Annotated in this window: 21 protein-coding genes; 9 read left to right on the top strand and 12 right to left on the bottom strand. The window is 67.6% G+C overall.

Features of this window, described 5'->3' with window-relative positions; genetic code table 11:
• Positions 1-3: 3 nt before the first annotated feature.
• Complete coding sequence (locus K309_RS0120780; RefSeq protein WP_029048213.1) at positions 4-432, bottom strand: GNAT family N-acetyltransferase; 429 nt, start codon at positions 430-432, stop codon at positions 4-6.
• A gap of 200 nt (positions 433-632) precedes the next feature.
• Between K309_RS0120780 and K309_RS36955 the strand changes: the two genes are divergently transcribed.
• The 7 genes from K309_RS36955 (at position 633) to denD (ending at position 7645) form a co-directional block, all read left to right on the top strand.
• Positions 633-1400 (top strand): FadR/GntR family transcriptional regulator, encoded by a 768-nt coding sequence (locus K309_RS36955; protein WP_051320529.1) that lies wholly within the window; start codon positions 633-635, stop codon positions 1398-1400.
• Between the two features lie 51 nt (positions 1401-1451).
• A complete protein-coding gene (gene ltnD, locus K309_RS0120770; protein ID WP_029048212.1) occupies positions 1452-2345 on the top strand; it encodes an L-threonate dehydrogenase in 894 nt (297 codons plus the stop codon).
• Between the two features lie 12 nt (positions 2346-2357).
• Positions 2358-3629, top strand: a complete 1272-nt coding sequence (gene otnK, locus K309_RS0120765) for a 3-oxo-tetronate kinase (RefSeq protein WP_029048211.1) — start codon at positions 2358-2360, stop codon at positions 3627-3629.
• Positions 3629-4282: a 3-oxo-tetronate 4-phosphate decarboxylase gene (gene otnC, locus K309_RS0120760; RefSeq protein ID WP_029048210.1), complete on the top strand. Its 654-nt coding sequence runs from the start codon at positions 3629-3631 to the stop codon at positions 4280-4282. The genes otnK and otnC overlap by 1 nt, the downstream gene beginning before the upstream one ends.
• Positions 4283-4430: 148 nt before the next feature.
• The gene (locus K309_RS0120755) at positions 4431-5795 is read left to right on the top strand and encodes an MFS transporter (RefSeq protein ID WP_029048209.1); all 1365 of its coding nucleotides are present in this window, start codon (positions 4431-4433) and stop codon (positions 5793-5795) included.
• A gap of 65 nt (positions 5796-5860) precedes the next feature.
• Positions 5861-6643, top strand: coding sequence for a 2-oxo-tetronate isomerase (otnI, locus tag K309_RS0120750; protein WP_029048208.1), 783 nt, complete (start codon positions 5861-5863; stop codon positions 6641-6643).
• A gap of 27 nt (positions 6644-6670) precedes the next feature.
• The gene (gene denD / locus K309_RS0120745) at positions 6671-7645 is read left to right on the top strand and encodes a D-erythronate dehydrogenase (protein WP_029048207.1); all 975 of its coding nucleotides are present in this window, start codon (positions 6671-6673) and stop codon (positions 7643-7645) included.
• A 131-nt stretch (positions 7646-7776) separates the two neighbouring features.
• Here denD and K309_RS0120740 read toward each other — a convergent pair whose 3' ends face one another.
• The 3 genes from K309_RS0120740 to K309_RS0120730 form a co-directional block, all read right to left on the bottom strand.
• Entirely contained in the window at positions 7777-8214 is a 438-nt protein-coding gene (locus K309_RS0120740; protein ID WP_029048206.1) for a YbgC/FadM family acyl-CoA thioesterase, read from the bottom strand.
• Positions 8215-8325: 111 nt separating this feature from the next.
• Positions 8326-9309: a tripartite tricarboxylate transporter substrate binding protein gene (locus K309_RS0120735; RefSeq protein ID WP_029048205.1), complete on the bottom strand. Its 984-nt coding sequence runs from the start codon at positions 9307-9309 to the stop codon at positions 8326-8328.
• Positions 9310-9366: 57 nt separating this feature from the next.
• Positions 9367-10374: an alpha/beta hydrolase gene (locus tag K309_RS0120730; RefSeq protein WP_051320528.1), complete on the bottom strand. Its 1008-nt coding sequence runs from the start codon at positions 10372-10374 to the stop codon at positions 9367-9369.
• 310 nt (positions 10375-10684) lie between these two features.
• Between K309_RS0120730 and gbd the strand changes: the two genes are divergently transcribed.
• Together gbd and K309_RS0120720 are read left to right on the top strand one after the other, a co-directional pair.
• Entirely contained in the window at positions 10685-11833 is a 1149-nt protein-coding gene (gbd, locus tag K309_RS0120725) for a 4-hydroxybutyrate dehydrogenase (RefSeq protein ID WP_029048203.1), read from the top strand.
• A gap of 62 nt (positions 11834-11895) precedes the next feature.
• Complete coding sequence (locus K309_RS0120720) at positions 11896-12417, top strand: O-acetyl-ADP-ribose deacetylase (RefSeq protein WP_029048202.1); 522 nt, start codon at positions 11896-11898, stop codon at positions 12415-12417.
• Positions 12418-12509: 92 nt separating this feature from the next.
• On the opposite strand, the gene K309_RS0120715 is transcribed toward K309_RS0120720, so the two are convergent.
• From K309_RS0120715 to K309_RS0120680, 8 genes are all read right to left on the bottom strand, one after another.
• Positions 12510-13448 carry an alpha/beta fold hydrolase gene (locus tag K309_RS0120715; RefSeq protein ID WP_029048201.1) on the bottom strand — a complete coding sequence of 313 codons (939 nt, stop codon included), beginning with the start codon at positions 13446-13448 and terminating at the stop codon, positions 12510-12512.
• A gap of 32 nt (positions 13449-13480) precedes the next feature.
• Positions 13481-14383 carry an SDR family oxidoreductase gene (locus K309_RS0120710; RefSeq protein WP_029048200.1) on the bottom strand — a complete coding sequence of 301 codons (903 nt, stop codon included), beginning with the start codon at positions 14381-14383 and terminating at the stop codon, positions 13481-13483.
• Between the two features lie 64 nt (positions 14384-14447).
• Positions 14448-15383: a glutathione S-transferase family protein gene (locus K309_RS0120705; RefSeq protein WP_029048199.1), complete on the bottom strand. Its 936-nt coding sequence runs from the start codon at positions 15381-15383 to the stop codon at positions 14448-14450.
• Between the two features lie 81 nt (positions 15384-15464).
• Complete coding sequence (locus tag K309_RS0120700; protein WP_029048198.1) at positions 15465-16319, bottom strand: class II aldolase/adducin family protein; 855 nt, start codon at positions 16317-16319, stop codon at positions 15465-15467.
• Positions 16320-16397: 78 nt separating this feature from the next.
• Entirely contained in the window at positions 16398-17408 is a 1011-nt protein-coding gene (locus K309_RS0120695; RefSeq protein WP_029048197.1) for an NADP-dependent oxidoreductase, read from the bottom strand.
• A gap of 87 nt (positions 17409-17495) precedes the next feature.
• On the bottom strand, positions 17496-17933 hold the full coding sequence (locus K309_RS0120690) for a PaaI family thioesterase (protein WP_029048196.1): 438 nt from the start codon (positions 17931-17933) through the stop codon (positions 17496-17498).
• Between the two features lie 126 nt (positions 17934-18059).
• On the bottom strand, positions 18060-18842 hold the full coding sequence (locus K309_RS0120685) for an SDR family oxidoreductase (RefSeq protein WP_029048195.1): 783 nt from the start codon (positions 18840-18842) through the stop codon (positions 18060-18062).
• Positions 18843-18897: 55 nt separating this feature from the next.
• Positions 18898-20760: an acyl-CoA dehydrogenase gene (locus K309_RS0120680; RefSeq protein WP_029048194.1), complete on the bottom strand. Its 1863-nt coding sequence runs from the start codon at positions 20758-20760 to the stop codon at positions 18898-18900.
• Between the last annotated feature and the right edge of the window lie 67 nt (positions 20761-20827).

Genomic DNA, 20827 nt, shown 5'->3' with positions numbered 1-20827 from the left:
CGCTCAGCCCGCCAGCCGCTTGCGCATCTCGATATGCGGGATGCCGGCTTCTTCGAACTCCTCCCCCGACTGGGCAAACCCGGCGCGCACATAGAACGGCGCGGCATGGGTCTGAGCATTGAGCACCACTTCCGGGTAGCCGAGCTGCGCGGCCTTTTCCATCAGCGCCTGCAGCACCTGCGCGCCGACACCGGTGCCGCGCGCCCCTTTCAGCACCGCCATGCGGCCGATATGGCCATCGGGCAGCAGCCGGCCCGTGGCCACCGGCGTGCCATCCTCGGCCAGCGCCAGCGCGTGCCAGCTGGGCTCGTCCCATTCATCCCATTCGAGTTCCACCGGCACGTTCTGCTCTTCGACGAACACGGTGTAGCGGATCGCACGGGCACGTTCGCGCGCTTCGGACCAGGGGCAGATCAGGACGGTGACTGGCATGTGGTTGGTGGTTGAGGTCTGGCTTGAGTATCAACAATCCCGGACGGGCGCCCATGATACGCCAGCCCCGGGCAAGCGGCGAAGCACCAAAGTGGAGCATTGGCAACGGGAAACGCACCATACTAGGGTTTGCCCGGGGTCGGCATCGTTCCGGCAAATTTGTATGATGACCTTATTACCCAATAACCCGGGGAATCCGCATGTTCCAGAAAGTCCCTGCCCGCGCCCTGACCGACAACGTCGCCGAACAACTGCTGGACAAGATCCAGAACGGAGCCTTTGCCCGCGGCGACAAGCTGCCCACCGAGGCAGTGCTGTCCGAAGAGTTCGGCGTCAGCCGCACCGTGGTGCGCGAGGCGATTTCCCGGCTGAAGTACGAAGGCGTGGTCGAGTCGCGCCAGGGTAGCGGCGTGTTCGTGACGCTGCAGGCCGGCATCCGGCCGCTGCGCATCGACTACACCGACACCGGCACGCTGGAAGCTGTGCTGCAGATCGTCGAGCTGCGCCGCGCGATCGAGGCCGAAGTGGCCGCGCAGGCCGCCCGCCGCCGCACCGATGCGTCGATGGCCGCCATCGATGCCGCGCTGGCGCGCATCGACGAGGAAGTCGGGCAAGGCGGCGACGGCGTGGCCGCGGACGTGGCCTTCCATCGCGCCATCGCCGGCGCCACCGGCAACCCCTACTTCCTGAAGACGCTGGAATTCCTCAGCCAGTACCTGGAAACGGCCACCCGCGTGACCCGGACCAACGAGGCGCGCCGCGCCGACTTCTCGCGCCAGGTGCGCGAGGAACACCAGGCCATCGTCGCGGCGATCCGCGCCGGCGACCCGCTGGCCGCGCGCAATGCCGCGCAGAACCACATGTACAACGCCGCCCGCCGGCTGGCCCAGCTGGGCGCCGACGAGGATGCCGATGGTAGCGGCGCCGCCGGCGATGAAGCCGCCGGCACGCGGGGCGCGTCGAACTGACGCCGTCCGCACCCTTCAAGCCTTTCCCGTATCAGATTCAGGAGTCCTTCTATGTCCAGGAATATCGGCGTCATCGGCCTTGGTGCCATGGGCTTTGGTGTCGCGCAGTCGCTGCTGCGTGCCGGTTTCAACGTGCACGCCTGCGACCTGCGCCCCGAAGTGCTGCAGCGCTTTGCCGATGCAGGCGGCGTGCCGTGCGCGTCGCCCGCCGAACTGGGCAGCCGCTGCGACGTGGTGCTGACGCTGGTCGTCAATGCGCAGCAGACCGAGGCCGTGCTGTTCGGCGCCAACGGCGCCGTGGCCGGAATGCAGCCGGGCAAGCTGGTGATCGCCAGCGCCACGGTGCCGCCGGGCTTTGCCCAGACCCTGGGCCGCCGCCTCGCTGAAAAAGGCCTGCTGATGCTGGACGCGCCGGTCTCCGGCGGGGCCGCGCGCGCCGCCAGCGGCGAAATGACCATGATGACGTCGGGCCCCGCCGAAGCCTACGCACTGGCCGAGGACGTGCTGGCCGCCATCGCCGGCAAGGTATACCGCCTGGGCGCCGCCCACGGGGCGGGCTCCAAGGTCAAGATCATCAACCAGCTGCTGGCCGGCGTGCATATCGCCGCCGCGGCCGAGGCGATGGCGCTCGGCATGCGCGAAGGCGTGGACCCGGAAGCGCTCTATGACGTGATCACGCACAGCGCGGGCAACTCGTGGATGTTCGAGAACCGCGTGCCCCATATCCTGAAGGGCGACTACACCCCGCTGTCGGCGGTCGATATCTTCGTCAAGGACCTCGGCATGGTGCTCGACACCGCGCGCACCAGCAAATTCCCGCTGCCGCTGTCGGCCGCCGCACACCAGATGTTCATGATGGCTTCCACCGCCGGCCATGGCGGCGAAGACGATTCGGCCGTGATCAAGATCTTCCCGGGCATCGAACTGCCGGGCAAGGCCGAATAAGGGGCACAGACGATGACCGCGCTCCTGGGCTGTATCGCCGACGACTTTACCGGCGCCACCGACCTCGCCAACACGCTGGTGCGCAATGGCATGCGCACCGTGCAGACCATCGGCGTGCCTGAATCCGTGGCCGATATCGGCGCGGCCGATGCACTGGTGGTCGCGCTGAAGTCGCGCACCATTCCCGCCGCCGAAGCCGTGGCGCAGTCGCTGGCCGCGCTGGAATGGCTGCGCGCGCAGGGCTGCCGCCAGTTCGTGTTCAAGTACTGCTCGACCTTCGATTCGACCGATGCCGGCAATATCGGCCCGGTCGCCGAAGCACTGCTGGCCGCGCTGGACAGCGATTTCACCATCGCCTGCCCCGCCTTCCCCGAGAACGGCCGCACTATCTTCCGCGGCCACCTGTTCGTGGGCGATGCGCTGCTGAATGAATCCGGCATGGAGCACCATCCGCTGACGCCGATGACCGATGCAAGCCTGGTGCGCGTGCTGCAGCGCCAGAGCCAAAGCAAGGTCGGCCTGCTGCGCTACGACGCCGTGGCGCGCGGCGCGCAGGCCACGGCCGAGCGCATCGCGGCGCTGCGCCACGACGGCGTGCGGCTGGCGATCGCCGATGCGGTATCTGACGCCGACCTGTTCACGCTGGGCGAAGCCTGCGCCGGCCTGCCTTTGATCACCGGCGGCTCCGGCATCGCGCTTGGCCTGCCCGGGAATTTCCGCCGCGCCGGCCTGCTGCCGCAGCGCGGCGATGCCGACGCGGTTCCCGCCATCGATGGCCCGGGCGTGGTGCTGGCCGGTAGCGCCTCGCGCGCGACCAACGGGCAAGTGGCCCGCTGGCTGGAGCAAGGCCGCCCGGCGCTGCGCATCGACCCGCTCGCGCTGGCGCGCGGCGAAGCCGTGGCCGACGCCGCGCTGGACTTTGCCGCGTCGCATGACGAGCCGGTGCTGATCTACGCCACCTCCAGCCCCGACGAAGTCAAGGCCGTGCAGGCAGAGCTGGGCATCGAGCGTGCCGGCCACCTGGTCGAGCAATGCCTGGCCACGGTTGCCGCCGGGCTGCTCGCACGTGGCACGCGCCGCTTTGTGGTCGCCGGCGGCGAAACCTCCGGCGCCGTCGTTCAGGCGCTGGGCGTGCGCGCGCTGCGCATCGGCGCGCAGATCGCTCCCGGCGTGCCGGCCACGGTCACGCTGGGCGCCACGCCGCTGGCACTGGCGCTCAAGTCTGGCAATTTCGGCGGCCCCGACTTCTTCGACGAAGCGCTGCGGCAGCTGGGAGGTCAATGATGTCCACGGAAAGCCAGCTGCGCGAAGAGATCTGCCGCATCGGCGCCAGCCTCTACCAGCGCGGCTATACAGTCGGCTCGGCCGGCAATATCAGCGCGCGGCTGGACGACGGCTGGCTGATCACACCGACCGACGCCTGCCTGGGCATGATGGATCCCGCCGCGGTCGCCAAGGTAGCGACGGACGGCACCTGGGTGTCGGGCGACAAGCCGTCCAAGACGCTCACGCTCCATCGCGCGATCTACGACAACAACCCCGGGGCGCACGCCGTGGTGCACACGCACTCGACGCACCTCGTGGCCCTGACGCTGGCCGGTGTCTGGCAACCGGACGACGTACTGCCGCCGCTCACGCCGTACTACGTGATGAAGGTCGGCCATATCCCGCTGATTCCCTATCACCGGCCCGGCGATCCCGCGGTCGCCGCGCGCGTGGCTACGCTGGCCGCGCAGGTGCGCGGCGTCCTGCTGGAGCGCCTCGGTCCGGTGGTGTGGGAGTCCAGCGTCTCGCGCGCCGCGTTCGCGCTGGAAGAACTGGAGGAGACCGCCAAGCTATGGATGATGATGAAGGACACACCGGGCTTCGCCGCCCGCGCGGCGCTGCCCGAGGGCGCACTGGCTGAGTTGCGCGACGCCTTCCAGGCGCGCTGGTAGCACAGACACCCGTTTTTTCCTGACCACGGCCATACGGATCTGACCGGCGCGGTTGCCTTGCGGCCACCGTGCGGGGCACGCGCATGCCTGCGCATCGCGTGGCCGCAACCCATTACTAGACCAGACTCACCCTACCCGGAGACCACCGATGCCATCCAACCAACCGGCGGCCAGCGTGCCCGCCTTCGACAGCCTGGGCGGCAACGCCCGGCTCGATACCGACACCCAGATCGAGAAACGCGCCTATAACAAGGTGTTCTGGCGCATCATGCCGTTCCTGATGCTGTGCTACGTGGTCGCCTACCTCGACCGCGTCAACGTGGGTTTCGCCAAGCTGCAGATGGGCCAGGACCTGGCCTTTTCCGAGACCGTGTTCGGCCTGGGCGCCGGCCTGTTCTTCATCGGCTACTTCCTGTTCGAAGTGCCCAGCAACCTGCTGATGCACAAGATCGGCGCGCGCATCTGGATCGCGCGCATCATGATCACCTGGGGCATCATCTCGGCGCTGTTTGTGTTCGTGCAGACGCCGACCCAGTTCTACGTGATGCGCTTCCTGCTCGGCCTGGCCGAGGCGGGCTTCTATCCCGGCGTGATCCTGTACCTGACCTACTGGTACCCGGCCAACCGCCGCGCCAAGATGATCGCGCTGTTCATGTCGGGCATCCCGGTCGCCGGCATGTTCGGCAACCCGCTGTCGGGCTGGATCATGGATGCCTTCAATGGCACGCATGGCATGAGCGGCTGGCAATGGATGTTCCTGCTGGAAGCCCTGCCCGCGCTGGTGATCGGCGTAGTGACGATCTTCGTTCTGCGCGACGGCATCGACAAGGCACCGTGGCTCAGCGCCGATGAAAAGCGCGTGCTCAAGCGCAATGTTGAAGAAGACCAGCAGAAGGCCGGCGCCGCCGCCGGTCAGGCCCACGGCCACTCGCTGGGCGCTGTGTTCAGCGACCGCCGCGTGTGGTGGATGTGCCTGATCTACTTCTGCTTCGTCACCGGCCAGTATGCGCTGACCTTCTGGATGCCCACGCTGGTCAAGGCCAGCGGCGTCACCGGCAACCTGAAGATCGGCCTGCTGTCGGCAATCCCGTTCATCTGCGCCATCATCGTCATGAACATCCTCGGCCACAGCGCCGATGCGCGCCAGGAACGCCGCTGGCACCTGATCGTGCCGGCGCTGATGGGTGCGGCGGGCTTTGCCATTGCCGCCTCGTTCACCAACAATACGACCGTGTCCATCGCCGCGCTGTCGCTGGCCGCCGCCGGGGTGCTGACCTGCGCGCCGCTGTTCTGGTCGCTGCCCACCGCATTCCTGTCCGGCATTGCCGCCGCCTCCGGCATCGCCGTCGTGAACTCGGTCGGCAACCTGGCGGGTTTCGTGTCGCCGTACATGGTCGGCGCGCTCAAGGACCTGACGCACAGCACACAGCTGCCGATGTACGTGCTGTCCGCGATCCTGGTGGTCGGCGCCGTGCTGGTGTGGCTGACGCCGGCTAAACTGGTCAACCGCTGAAATCCGGCCGGTCCGGTCGCGCTGACCGCGACCGGACCGGCTTCGTCCTACGCCCTGGAGTTCCCATGCCGCGCTTCGCCGCAAATCTCTCGATGATGTACAACGAGCACGCTTTCCTGGATCGCTTCGCCGCTGCCGCGGCGGACGGCTTCCAGGCGGTGGAGTACCTGTTCCCGTACGAGCACCCCGCCGCCGAGCTGCGCGCGCGCCTGGACGCGAACGGTCTCACGCAGGCGCTGTTCAATGCCCCGCCGGGTGATTGGGCCGCCGGCGAGCGTGGCCTGGCATCGCTGCCGGGGCGCGAGTCGGAATTCCGCGACGCCGTGGGCCGCGCGCTGGAATACGCCGGCGTGATCGGCAATGACCGCGTGCACGTGATGGCAGGCCTGGTGCCGGCCGATGCCGACCGCGCGCGCTACCGTGCCACCTACCTGGAAAACGTCGCGTTCGCCGCGAAGGCGGCCGCCGCGCAAGGCGTGACCATCGTGCTGGAGCCAATCAACACGCGCGACATGCCGGGCTATTTCCTGAACCGCCAGGACGACGCGCAGGCGATCTGCAAGGAAGTCGGCGCGGCCAACCTGAAGGTGCAGTTCGACTGCTACCACTGCCAGATCGTCGAGGGCGATATCGCCATGAAGCTCAGGCGAGACATGCCCGGCATCGGCCATATCCAGATCGCCGGCGTGCCCGAGCGCCATGAGCCGGACCTGGGCGAGCTGAACTATCCGTACCTGTTCGACCTGATCGACACGCTCGGCTATCAGGGCTGGATCGGCTGCGAATACCGCCCGCGCGCCGGCACGTCCGAAGGGCTGGGCTGGCTCAAGCCCTACCTCGGCCGCTGATCCAACAACCATTACCGATCTCTTGCCATGAACGTACTGATTACCGGCGGCGCCGGCTTCCTCGGCCTGCAACTCGCCCGGCTGCTGCTGCAACGCGGCGCCCTGAACCTGGACGGCCAGGCCGTCGCCTTCGACCGCCTGACGCTGCTCGACGTGGTCGCGCCGCAAGGTCTTGACGATGCGCGCGTGCGCGTGGTGACCGGAGACTTGTCCGATCCTGCGGTACTGCGCCAGGCCATCGACAAGGACACCGGCGCGGTGTTCCACCTCGCCGCCGTGGTCAGCGGCCAGGCCGAGGCGGATTTCGAGCTGGGCATGCGCGTCAACCTCGACGCCTCGCGCGCGCTGCTCGAAACCTGCCGCGAGCTGGGCCACAAGCCGCGGGTGCTGTTCACCAGCTCGGTCGCGGTCTATGGCGGCGAGCTGCCGCCGGTGGTGCAGGACGACACCGCGCTGAACCCGCAATCGTCGTACGGCGTGCAGAAGGCGATCGGCGAACTGCTGCTGTCGGACTACAGCCGCCGCGGCTTCGTCGACGGCCGCGTGCTGCGCCTGCCGACTATCAGCGTGCGCCCGGGCAAGCCCAATGCGGCGGCCTCGTCGTTCGCCAGCGGCATCATCCGCGAGCCGCTGGCGGGCGTGACGGCCAACTGCCCGGTGGCGCCGGAAACGAAGCTGTGGCTGCTGTCGCCGCGCGCGGCGGTGGCGGCGCTGGTCAACGGCATCGAACTGGCCGGCGAACGGCTGGGCAACCGACGCGTGGTCAACCTGCCGGGGCTGTCGGTAACGGCGGCGGGCATGGTCGATGCGCTACGCCGCGTGGCCGGCGATGCGGTGGCGGATCGCGTGACGTGGGAACGCGAAGGGCGCGTCGAGAAGATCGTCGGCACGTGGCCGGCGGCGTGGAATGCCGAGCGGGCGCTGTCGCTGGGGTTCGAGAGCGATGCCAGCTTTGATGCGGTGATCCGGGCTTATATGGAGGATGCGGGGGTGGGGAAGTAAGCTGGCGCCGCGGCAAACTGGTCGTACGCAAAGACGCGGGAGCTTGCCATCACCCCCTGCAATCGCTCCCCTCTCGCGCGAAGTGGGAGAGGGGAGCAAACAAGCGGGATATGAAGCCTCGTCGGGGCGGGCTACCCCGCCGGCTTCACCACCTCATACCCCTCGATAATCTCCCGCACCACCCCCGGGATCGCCGCCGACTTCTGCGTCGCCGGATCCGCGCACACATAGACGATCTCACCGGTGATCAGGTGCTCGTCGCCCCGGTACATCTCCACCCGGAACAACATGCTGGACCGGCCCAGCCGCGCCATGCGCCCGCGCAGTTCCAGCTCATCGTCAAAGCGTGCCGACGCGTGATACTCCAGCGTGGACTTGACCACGAAGATATCGACGCCGTGCGCGTGCAGTACATCCTCCGGATAGCGGATTCCCAGCGCGCGCCAGTACTCGGTCACGCAGATATCGCAATACGTCAGGTAGTGCGCATTGAAGACGATCGACTGCGGATCGACTTCGGACCAGCGCACGCGCAGCGGGATGGTATGGCGGAACGCCTCTTTGGCCATTGACGTGGTCTCCTTGGTTGTTTGTCGGCGCGATGCAAAGCATCAGGCCGCCGTCCCGCCGGCACAGGGCCGGCAGGCGCGGCGGCCTGGTTGAATGCGTCTGGCGCTGGCTTACTGCGGCTTGGCCAGGCCCAGCTTCTCGATGATCGCCTTTTCCTTCTTGACGGTTTCGGCGGCGAACTGCGAGTACTGCTGGCTGTTCATGTAGAACGGCTCCATGTCGAACTTGGCCAGCGATTCGCGGTAGTTGGGCATTTCCATCGCCTTCTTGAAGGCGTCATGCAGCTTCTGCACGATCTTCGGATCGGTGCCCTTGGGCGCGACCAGGCCGAACGGCGAGGTCTGCACGATGCCCATGCCCAGTTCCTTCAGCGTCGGCACATTGGGGAAGCGCGCCGAGCGCTTTTCGCCCCAGGTCGACAGCAGGCGCAGCTTGCCCTGCTCCACGTACGGCGCCCAGGCTGGCGTGTCCGCCACCGACATCACGTGGCCGCCCAGCAGCGCCTGCATCGACTCGGCATTGCCCTTGTACGGGATGTGCGAGAACTGCACGCCCTGCTTCAGCGCCAGCTCTTCCATGGTCAGGTGCAGCGTGGTCATGCTGCCCGGCGAGCCGTAGGTCAGCTTGCCGGGATTGGCCTTGGCGTAGGCGACGTACTCCTGCATGGTCTTGATCGGCGAATCGGCCGGCACCACCAGGCCGAACGAATAGCCGGCCAGGTTGATGATGTAGCTCAGGTCCTTGACCGGGTCCCAGTTGATCTTGGTGGTGTACGGCAGGCGATAGACCGGCATGGCGACCTGCGCCAGCGTGTAGCCGTCGGGCGCGGTGGCCTGCATCATCTGCGCGGGCAGCACGCCGCCAGCGCCGGGCTTGTTCTCGACGATCACCGGCTGGCCCAGGATCTTGGAAGCGTTCTCGGCCAGGACGCGGAACGGGATGTCGGTGGAGCCGCCGGCGGTATAGCCGATCACCAGGCGGATCGGGCGCTGCGGGAACTTGTCTGCCTGCGCCTGGGCAGGCATGGCGGCCAGGCCGATGGCTGCGGTGGCGGCGGCGAGGCCCGCGCGGGCGATAAATTGGCGGCGTTGCATTTGACTAGGTCTCCTTGTGCTGCAAGTCACTGCTGGAAAGGTCGGTGCTGCGTGTTGTCAGGATAGGCCGAACGCGGCTCGCAGCGCGGCGACGGCATCGGCATGTGCCTGCGCCACCGCCGGCACGAACCGGCCCAGCTTGAAGAAATCATGGATCATGCCGGGGTAGTCCGCCAGCGTGGCCGGCACGCCGGCGGCGCGCAGCTTGGCGGCGTAGGCGACGCCTTCGTCATGCAGCGGGTCGTAGCCCGCCACGGTGATCCAGGCCGGGCACACATTGCGCACGTCGGCACCGCTGCCACCGCCGTCCAGCGGGGCGAAGCGCCAGTCGTCGCGGCTGGCTTCCTGGTCCAGGTACTGCGCGAAGAACCAGCGGATCATCTCGGCGGTCAGCAGATAGCCCTCGGCCAGCGCGCGATGCGATGGCGTGTCCTGGCGCGCGCAGGTGCCGGGATACAGCAGCATCTGCAGCACCGGCGCGAGCCCCGCGTTGCGCGCCTCCACGGCGCTGGCAGCGGCCAGCGTGCCGCCGGCGCTATCGCCGCCCAGCGCGATGCGGGCCGGGTCGGCACCCAGCCGCCCGGCCTCGGCAAAGATCCAGTGCAGCGCGTCGAATGCGTCGTTGGCGGCGGTTGGAAAGCGCCATTGCGGCCCGAGGCGGTAATCCACCGACAACACCATGCAATCGGCCTGCCCGCACAGCAGCCGGCACAATGCATCGTGCGAATTGACGCTGCCGACCGTAAAGCCGCCGCCGTGGAAGTACACCAGCAGCGGCAACGGCTCGGCCCAGCTGGCCTCGCGCGGCGTGTACAGCCGCGCCGGGATGGCATGGCCGTCACGCGCGGGCACGTGCAGGTCTTCGGTCGCGTGCACGGCGAGCGGGCTGATGTCGAGGATCGGCGCGCTCTTCTCGTAGGCGATCCTGGCGTCCTCCGGGTCCAGGGCATGGATCGGCGGCCGCTTGGCACGGGCGATCAGTTCCAGCAGCTGTGCCACCTGCGGGTCGAGCGGAGCCGACGGCAGGCCGGGCGTTTGGTTGACGGAGGATGGTACGGCGGACATGAAAAATCAGTTAAACCTGCGCTTCGGCTGCAATGGCGAGCGTCTCGTGGACGCTGCCCGCATCGGTGGAAGTTCGAATAGTGAACGATCGTTCGATTTCAGTATGATGCCAGATGTTTCTGAGACGACGCAGTACGAGATAACCCCGACAGCCCCATGTCAGCCTGCCACGCGGCCAGTTTTTGCGCGATGATCGGCTGACGCGCGGCGCGGGGGCTCCGACAACCCATTGAAACCGAAGGCGGCGCGCCTGGCCAGTGCCTTATCCGGACCCCGGTTCGCGGCAGATCCCTGCAGGAGACAAGCAAATATGGCGTTCATCTACTATCTGACCCACATCCACCTGGATTTCGGCGCGGTAAGCCTGCTCAAGTCGGAATGCGAGCGCATCGGCATCCGCCGTCCGCTGCTGGTCACCGACAAGGGCGTGGTTGCCGCCGGCGTGGCGCAGCGCGCCATCGACGCCATGCAGGGCCTGCCGGTCGCGGTATTCGACGAGACCCCGTCGAACCCGACCGAGGCGATGGTGCGCAAGGCCGCGGAGCAATACCGCGAAGCCAACTGCGACGGGCTGGTAGCCGTTGGCGGCGGATCGTCGATCGACCTGGCCAAGGGCATCGCCATCCTCGCCACGCATCCGGGCGAGCTGACCACCTATGCCACCATCGAAGGCGGCAGCGGCAAGATCACCGACCAGGCCGCGCCGCTGATCGCCGTGCCGACCACCTCGGGCACCGGCAGCGAAGTGGCGCGCGGCGCGATCATCATCCTGGACGACGGGCGCAAGCTGGGCTTCCATTCATGGCACCTGCTGCCCAAGTCGGCCATCTGCGATCCGGAGCTGACGCTGGGCCTGCCTGCCGGATTGACCGCGGCCACCGGCATGGACGCGATCGCGCACTGCATCGAGACTTACCTGGCGCCTGCCTTCAACCCGCCCGCCGACGGCATCGCGCTGGACGGCCTGGAGCGCGGCTGGACCCATATCGAGCGCGCCACCCGCGACGGCCAGGACCGCGATGCGCGGCTGAACATGATGAGCGCATCGATGCAGGGCGCGATGGCCTTCCAGAAGGGGCTGGGCTGCGTGCATTCGCTGTCGCACCCGCTGGGCGGGCTGAAGATCGACGGCCGCACCGGCCTGCATCACGGCACGCTCAACGCGGTGGTGATGCCGGCGGTGCTGCGCTTCAACGCCGACGCGCCCACCGTCGTGCGCGACGACCGCTATGCGCGCCTGCGCCGCGCCATGCATCTGCCCGACGGCGCCGATATCGCGCAGGCCGTGCACGACATGACGGCACGCCTGGGCCTGCCCACCGGCCTGCGCCAGATGGGCGTCACGGAGGACATGTTCGACAAGGTCATCGCCGGCGCGCTGGCCGACCATTGCCACAAGACCAACCCGAAAGAGGCCAGCGCGGCAGATTATCGGCGTATGCTTGAGCAATCCATGTAGTGCATAGCAGCAATGTGGCCCGCCGGCACCGCGGCGGGTGCGCTCTCAAACCAGGAGACGACATGACCGGCGAGCACCTGCAGGTAGTCCATGGCGACATCACCCGGATGGAAGTCGATGCCATCGTCAACGCAGCCAACAGCGGGCTGCTGGGCGGCGGCGGCGTCGACGGCGCCATCCACGGGGCCGGCGGCCCCGCCATCATGGAGGCCTGCCGCGCGATCCGCGACGCGCAGGGCGGCTGCCCCACCGGCGAGGCGGTCATCACCACGGGCGGGCGCCTGCCCGCGCCGTACGTGATCCACGCGGTTGGCCCGGTCTGGCATGGCGGCGGCCAGGGCGAGGACGAACAGCTCGCCAACGCCTACCGCAACAGCATCCGCGTGGCCGCGCAGCATCACCTGCGCACGCTCGCCTTCCCCAACATCAGCACGGGCATCTACGCCTTTCCGCGCGAGCGCGCGGCGGATATCGCCATCGCCGCGGTGCGCGAAGCGCTGGCGGCAGCGCCCGAGATCGAACAGGTGACCTTCGTCTGCTTCGACGACGAGAACTACCGGCTGTACCGCGAGCGCCTGGCCTGACGCTTGCGGCGGGCGTGCGGCGGGGCCTGCGCCAGAACCCGGGGCGCAGGCCCGTCTCCTTTCCGATCTTGTTGTGTCACCGCATGGCGGTACTAACCCGCTGGCAATGCGCTGCGGATCAGCAGATTGACATGCTCCGGCTGCTCGTGGATGACCCAGTGGGTACCGTCCGGGATGCGCTCCAGGCGCAAGTCCGTGACAAAGTCCTCCAGGCCATTGAGCAGCGATTTCGGCAAGGCGCGGTCACGTTCGCCCCAGATCACCAGCGTCGGCACGCGGACAACGAACCTGGCCGGATCTAGCTGCGACAGATCCGGCCCCGCCTCGCCGTCCCCCGGCGGCCGCATCGGCGAGGCGCGGTAGAAATTGACGCCGCCGGTCAGCGGATGCACGCCCTCTTCGCCAGGCTGCGACCACGCGGCATGGTAGCGTTCGCGTGTCTCCGGCGTGTACCATGCGGCCGGCTTGCCGTCGGCCTCGGCCAGCATGCGGTCCAGCAGCGCAAAGTCGTTGGCGGCCAATGCCTTTTCCGAACCGGACTTGCGCAGCCAGTTCATGTAGGCGGAGGCGGCCTGCTGCTCCGGATCGGTGGCCAGCGCGCGCGCGAACAGGTACGGGTGCGGCGAGTTGATGATGACGAGCTGGCGCACGAGTTGAGGGAACTGGATCGCCAGGTTCCAGCAGATCGCGCCGCCCCAGTCGTGCGCCACCACGATGGCCTGGTCATAGCCCAGCGCACCGATGAACTGCACCAGGTCTTCCACGATATGGCGCGGCCGGTAGGACTCCACGTCGCCCGGTTTGCTCGAAAGGTTGTAGCCGCGCAGGTCGGGCGCGACGGCGAAGTGCGTGTGCCCGAACTCGGCCAGCTGGGCTTCCCATTCGTACCAGAACTCGGGAAATCCGTGCACGAACAGCATCAGCGGCTTGCCGCGCTCGCCTGCGCTGGCGTAGTGCAGCCGGGTGCCGTTGGACAGGCTGGCGTATTGCAGGTGCCGGATCACGGCGGGGGCGGCCATGGTGGTCTCCATGTGCGTGGCTCCTCGTTGGTGGCTCTGGCGTGTCAGCCGCGCAGCGCGGCCACGAGGCCCGCGCGGACTTCGGGCTTGTCGGCAAAGGGATCGCCGGGGTTGCGCGGCCCGACGATGTCCTCGAAGCGCTGGCGCACCGGCGCCAGTGCCTGCGGATGCGAATAAATATAGAAGCTATCGGCGCGGATGGCATCGAAGGTTTTGTGCGCGACCTCGGCAGCAGTCACCTTGCCGGAGCCGACGGCCTTGTCGGACAGCGCCTGCGACACCAGCTGCGAGCGCGTCGGCGGCGCCTGGTTGGCCAGCTCCGCGGGCCGGTTGCGCTGCGACTGGCTGATGCCGGTGGGCACGAAGTACGGGCACAGTACCGAGCAGCGCACCTGCTCCGTGACCAGGCCGAGGTCCTGGTACAGCGATTCCGACAGTGACACCACCGCGTGCTTGGACACGTTGTACACGCCCATCGCAGGCGGGTTGAGCAAGCCCGCCATCGACGCGGTGTTGACGATATGGCCCTGGTACGACGGGTCCTTTTCCGCGGCGGCCAGCATCAGCGGCGTGAAAATGCGCACGCCGTGGATCACGCCGTAGAGATTGACGCCGAGCACCCATTCCCAGTCCTGCAGCGAGTTTTCCCAGAGCAGTCCGCCGGCGCCCACGCCGGCATTGTTGAACAGCAGGTTGACCTGCCCGAACGCCTCCATCGCCGCGTCGGCCAGCGCCTGCACCTGCTCGGCGCGCGACACGTCGGTGCGCAGCCCGATCACCGGCACGTTGCGCGCCTTGAATTCGGCCACGGTCGCGTCCAGGGCGTCTTCCTGCACGTCGGCCAGCACCAGCTTCATGCCGAGATCCGCCCCGATGCGGGCGAATTCCTTGCCGAACCCCGAAGCACCGCCGGTGATGACGGCTACCTTGTTGGAAAAATCCTTCATGTCGTCTGTCCTGTCGCGTGAAATCAATTGGAGGAATTGCCGCGCGCAGCGGCGCAGCGCCGGTTCAGGCGGCGCGCTGCACCTGGTAGCCCTGCCGCGGGAAATGCACGTTGAGCGCGCCCGCGCGCGGGTCCTGCCGGCGCAGCGTGACGCGGTGCGGGCCCAGCGCCAGCAGCACGCCGGCCACGGGGTCGCGCGCGTAGTCGCTGGGCGTGACCGTGACGGGGTCGCCCGGCTGCAGGCCTTCGCCCTCGCGCACGCCTTCTTCGAGCGCAACCGGATCCGCGCTGCGCGCCATGCCGATGGCCAGCTCGCCATCGATCACGCGCGGACGCCCGTGGCCGAAGGTATTCATGCGCGCATACCAGGCCTGCAGCCTGGGATAGGCCTCCAGCATCTGCGCCAGCGCGCCGGCGCGCCGGATAAACCAGAGGTTGTGGTACAGCGAGAAGTCCGCCACCGACAGCAATGGTCCGGCGACATGCTCCACGCCCGCGGCGAACTGCGCTTCGACCCTGCCAAAGGTCTCGTGCAGCTGCGCGGTGGCCTCGGGCAGCGGCATGCGCAGCGCATTGGTATCGCCGCGCATGGCCTTGCGGTCGGAGACAAAGGCCTGGATCTGCGCTGGCGACAGATGGCCCAGCATGCTGGCGACGCCGGCCGGCTGAAACACGTAGGTCGCCGCAGCGGTAAACAGCGCGCTGTCGAACCAGGCCGCCATCACTCGCGCCGCCGCGGCCTGCGCGGGTGGATACAGCGGCGGTGACGGCGCCAGCATGTCGATGACTTCGCAGATCAGTGCCGTGTCGCAGTAAATGTCGGCGCCGACCTGCATCACCGGCGTGCGACGGTAGCCGCCGGTCAGCGCCAGCAGATCTGGCTTGGGCAGGATGGCGGGAATTTCCACCGCCTGCCACGCCAGGCCTTTGGCGCCCAGCAGCAGCCGTACTTTTTCCGAGAACGGCGAGGTTGCGTACTGGTGAAGGATGATGTCTGCCATGCGTGCCACCTCACGGTTGTGGATCGACTGCAGGGATGGCCGCCATGCGGCGGCCGCATTGCAACGCTTTGCGGCGGCCGCTCAGTCCAGCAGGTCCGGCTGTTCCTTGACGATGCGCGCATACAGCGGCTGGAACTGGAACCAGCCCGCCTGCGCGGTGCCGACGATCGAATACGCCTGCCGTGCGGCAGCGTCGGCAATCACCTTCAGCGGCGCCTGCGTGCGCGCGGCGGCCGCTTCGGCCAGCAGCTGCACCTGGCAGGAACGTTCCATGGTGATGAACCACCACGCCGCTTCATCCACGGTCTTGCCGACCGTCAGCAGGCCGTGGTTCTGCAGGATCGCGGCCTTGTTCTGCCCGAGCGCGTTGGCGATGCGCTGGCCCTCGTCCAGCTCCACCACCACGCCGCCGAAATCGTCATAGACCGCGTGGTCGTTGTAGAACGCGCACACGTCCTGCGTCAGCGCGTCGAGCGGGCGGCCCAGCGTCGACCAGGCGCGGCCATAGGTGCTGTGCGAGTGCGCGGCAGCGACCGCGTCGGGACGGGTCTGATGCACGCGCGAATGGATCGCAAAGGCCGCGGCATTGACCGGGTAGTCGCCCTCCACCACGTCGCCGTGGTGGTCGCAGCGGATCAGGTTGGAGACATTGACCTGGCTGAAATGCACGCCGAACGGATTGACCCAGAACGTGTCGGGAAACTCGGGATCGCGCGCGGTGATATGTCCGGCCACGCCCTCGTCGAAACCGAATTTCGAGAACAGACGGAAGGCGGCGGCCAGGCGCTGCTTGCGATGCAGGCGCTCCTCGCCTACGGTGGCGAACTGCGGCGGCCGCGGCAGGTTGCGGTAGCGGGCCTTGACCTCTTCAGGCAAGCCGGCGCCGATATCGTCGCTTGTGCCTTGCCGGACTTGCGGAACTTGCGGGGCATTCATGGGTGTCTCCTCCTCTTGTCTTGCCTGCGTTGTCCTGCGCGGCACGCCCCGTGGGAACGCAGCGTGCCGGTGCTGCGCTCAGACCAGCTTGACCAGCTGCTTGCCGAAGTTCTTGCCCTTGAGCAGGCCCATGAAGGCTTCAGGCGCGCTCGCCAGGCCTTCGGCAATGCTCTCGCGGAACTTCAGTTTGCCCTGCGCGACCGCCGTGCCCAGCTCCTTCAGCGCCTGCGGCCACACGTCCATGTGCTCTGAGACGATAAAGCCCTCGATGGTCAGGCGCGAGATCAGGATCAGCTGCGGGTTCTTCAGCGGCAGCGGCTGGCCGTCATAGCCGGCGATCATGCCGCACATGGCGATGCGGCCGAAGGCATTCATGCGCGACAGCACGGCGTCGAAGATCTCGCCGCCGACGTTCTCGAAATAGCCGTCGATGCCGTCGGGCGTGGCCTCCTTGAGCATGGTGTAGAGCTCTTTCGGGTCTTTCGCCGCCTTGTAGTCGATACAGGCGTCGAAGCCCAGCTCATTGACCACGTAGTCGCACTTGTCCTTGCCGCCGGCAAAGCCGACCGCGCGGCAGCCGGCCAGCCTGGCCAGCTGTCCCACCACGCTGCCGACCGCGCCCGACGCGGCGCTGACCGCAATGGTCTTGCCCGCCTTGGGCTGGATGATCTTGTTCAGGCCATACCACGCGGTCACGCCCGGCATGCCGACCGCGCCCAGGTAGGCCGACAGCGGGATATGCGTGGTATCGACCGGCTGCAGGCCGGTGCCGTCGCTGACGCCCATTTCCTGCCAGCCGAACATGCCGACCACCTTGTCGCCCGGCTTGAACTTGCTGTTCTTGCTTTCCACCACTTCGCCGACGGTGCCGCCGATCATCACCTCATTGAGCGGCTGCGGCGCGGCATACGACTTGCTGTCGTTCATGCGGCCGCGCATGTAGGGATCGAGCGACAGGTAATGGTTGCGCACCAGCACCTGGCCGTCGGCAATCTGCGGCACTGGCACTTCTTCCAGCCGGAAATTGGCCGGCGTCACCGCGCCCTCGGGACGCGAGGCCAGGACGATGCGCTTGAACGTGTTGGACATGGTGGGGTTCCTTCCAATGGGAGATGGAAACTGCGTGGAAAGTGCTATGCGGGGCGCGAGCCGCCCCGCCTGCCCTGGTGCCGGCGTTCAGCCGTCGGCGCCGGTATCGGTTTCGCCCGGGCGCTGCGGCGGCATGCGCCGGATGTACTTGAACGTGCCCGAGCCGCGCGCCACGGTCTTGCCGTCGGCATCGACGATCTCGGCCTCGCAGAACACCATGGTAGTGGTGCGGTGCACGGTGGTGCCGCGCGCGGTCAGGTGGCCGCGGCCCGGCGCCATGAAGCTGCTCTTCATCTCGATGGTGACCACGCCGCGGCCATCTGCGTCGCTGCTGCGGCCGGCCACCGCCATGGCCACGTCGAGCAGCGTCATGATCACGCCGCCGTGGGCCATGTCCCAGCTGTTCTGGTGGCGCTTTTCGACCGGCAGCGCGATCTCGCTGCGCCCGCCTTCCGCGAGGCTGCAGGTCACGCCGAGATCAGAAAGGAACGGGATATGGCTCAGGGAGCCGGTGTACTGGTTCATGGCAATGCGAGTGGAAGTGGGGGTTGGAGAGGCGCCGGCGGCAGCTTTCCCGCCGGCGCCGATCCCGCATTATTGCCGCAAACGCCGGCTGTCGCTCACGCCGCGCTCAGACGCGCTCAGACGCGCTCAGACCGCGCTGACGCCGCCGTCGACCGCCAGGATCTGCCCGGTGATGTGCTTGCCGGCATCGCTGGCAAACAGCAGCGCAGCGCCCTTGAGGTCTTCGTCGTCGCCCAGGCGGTGCAGCGGCACGCCGGCGCACATCGCGTCGACGCCCATGCGCTCGAGCGAGCCCTTGGTCATCTTCGACGGGAAGAAGCCCGGCGCCAGCGCGTTGACGGTGATGTTGTGCTCGCCCCACTCGCCCGCCAGCGTGCGGGTGAAGTTGACCACCGCGCCCTTCGAGGTGTTGTAGGCGATGGTCTCCATCGACCCCGGCGGATTGCCGGCCAGGCCCGCGATCGACGCCACGTTGATGATGCGGCCGTAGCGGCGCGGGATCATCGACAGCTTGCCGATGCGCTGGCTCAGCAGGAACAGGCCGCGGATATTCAGGTTCATCACCTTGTCCCACGCTTCCACCGGATGGTCTTCGGCCGGCGCGCCCCAGGTGGCGCCGGCGTTGTTGACGAGGATGTCGACGTGGCCAAGCTTTGCGATCGCTTCGTCGGCGAGCCGCGCGATCTCGGACTCCTGCGAGCCGTCGGCGGCGATCCAGTCGGCCTCGATGCCGAGGCCCTTCAGGTGTTCCTGCGCCGCGCGCAGCTCGTCGGCCTTGCGGGCCGACAGCACGATACGCGCGCCCTGCTCGCCCAGTGCTTCGGCGATCTGCAGGCCAAGGCCGCGCGAGCCGCCGGTAATCAGCGCGGTCTTGCCCTTCAGGTCAAACAGTTGCTGGATGGTGCGCATGTTGTCTCTTCCTTGGTTGTCTTTGAATGATGTAGTACGCGGTCAGAACCAGCGCTCAGAACCAGGCGTCCTGCATGTCCAGCGTGGTGCGGTCGAGCGATGCCAGCAAGTCGAGCTGGGGGCCGACCCTGGGCAGCTCGAAGCGGAAGAAGTACGCCGCCGCCGCCAGCTTGCCGCGATAGAAGTCCTGGTCCTCCTTGCCGCTCGCCTGCGCCAGCGCGGCTTGCGCCAGCAGTGCCTGCTCCAGCCAGATCCACGCGACCACCACGTGCCCGAAGGCTTCGAGGTAGACCGAGGCGTTGGCCAGCGTCACGTTGGCATCGCCGGCACTCCACAGCGTCTGGGTCACTTCGGCAAGGCGCTTCGTTGCGGCGCCGAGCGCGCGCGCCTGCTGGGCCAGTTCGGCGTTGTCCGCGGCCAGCGCGCGGGCGATGGTGTCCTGCACGCGCTCGCCCAGCAGCCTGAACGCGGCGCCATCCTTCATCACCACCTTGCGGCCCAGCAGGTCCAGCCCCTGGATGCCATGCGTGCCTTCGTGGATCGGGTTCAGGCGGTTGTCGCGGTAGAACTGCTCGACGTTGTATTCGCGGGTGTAGCCGTAGCCGCCGTGCACCTGGATCGCCAGGTTGTTGGCTTCCAGGCACCATTGCGACGGCCAGCTCTTGGCGATCGGGGTCAGGATGTCGAGCAGCAGCGCCAGGCGCGCATGCGCCTCCTGGTCGCCGGCGGCGGCAGCGGCTTCTTCCTCGTCCACCAGCCGCGCGCAGTACAGGTTCAGCGCCAGGCCGCCCTCGACATAGCTCTTCTGCGCCAGCAGCATGCGGCGGATATCGGCGTGCTCGACCAGCTTCACCTGCGGGCTGGCCGCATCCTTCCCGCCGGGGCCGACGGGGCGGCCTTGCGGACGGTTGCGCGCGTAGTCCAGCGCATGCAGGTAGCCGGTATAACCGAGCATCACCGCACCCAGGCCCACGCCGATGCGCGCCTCATTCATCATGTGGAACATGCAGGCCAGGCCCTTGTGCGGCTCGCCCACCAGGTAGCCGATGGCACCGGCCTTGCCGCCCGGCTTGTACTTCATGCCTTCACCGAAATTCAGCAGGCAGTTGGTGGTGCCGCGGTAGCCCATCTTGTGGTTCAGGCCGGCCAGCACCACGTCGTTGTGCTCGCCGAGCGAGCCATCCTCGTTGACCAGGTACTTGGGCACGATAAACAGCGAGATGCCCTTCACGCCCGGGATCAGCTTGCCGTCCGGGCCGGGGATCTTGGCCAGCACAAGGTGGACGATGTTGTCCGACAGCTCGTGCTCGCCGGCGGAAATCCACATCTTGTTGCCGCGCAGCCGGTATTGCGCGCCCAGCGGCGATTCGCCCTCATACTCGGCGCGCGTCGTGATATCCGACAGCGACGAGCCGGCCTGCGGCTCCGACAGGCACATGGTGCCGAAGAAGCGCCCTTCCATCTCCGGCTTGACGAAGGTCTCGACCTGCGCCGGCGTGCCGTGCGTCAGCAGCAGGTTGGCGTTGCCGATGGTCAGGAACGGGTAGGAGCTGGTGCCGACGTTGGCGCCCTTGAAGTAGGCGAAGCCGGCTTTCTCGACTACCACCGGCAGCTGCATGCCGCCCAGTTCGTAGTCCTGTCCGGCAGCCATCAGGCCGGCCTCGCAGAAAGCCTTCAGCGCGGTGCTGACCTCGGGGATGATGCTGACGGTCTCGCCGTCGAATTCGGGTTCGTGCTGGTCGTTCTTTTTGTTGTGCGGCGCGAACAGGTCGGTGGCGATCTTCTCGCAGGTATCCAGCGCGGCATCGAAGGTCTCGCGCGAGTGGTCGGCGTAGCGCGGAATGCGGGTCAGTTCATCGACCTTGAGCCATTCGTACAGAATGAAGTTCAGGTCGCGGCGGGAAAGGATCATCGACATGGTGTCTCCAGGCGGAGCGCTGCATGGGCGCTCGCGAATTCATGTAGCTTTCTTGCCCGAACCGCCG

This window comes from Cupriavidus phytohabitans, assembly GCF_000426345.1.
Classification (GTDB): Bacteria; Pseudomonadota; Gammaproteobacteria; order Burkholderiales; family Burkholderiaceae; genus Cupriavidus.
Note: the sequence above shows the minus strand (reverse complement) of the source record. Positions and strands in the feature narration are given on the sequence as shown.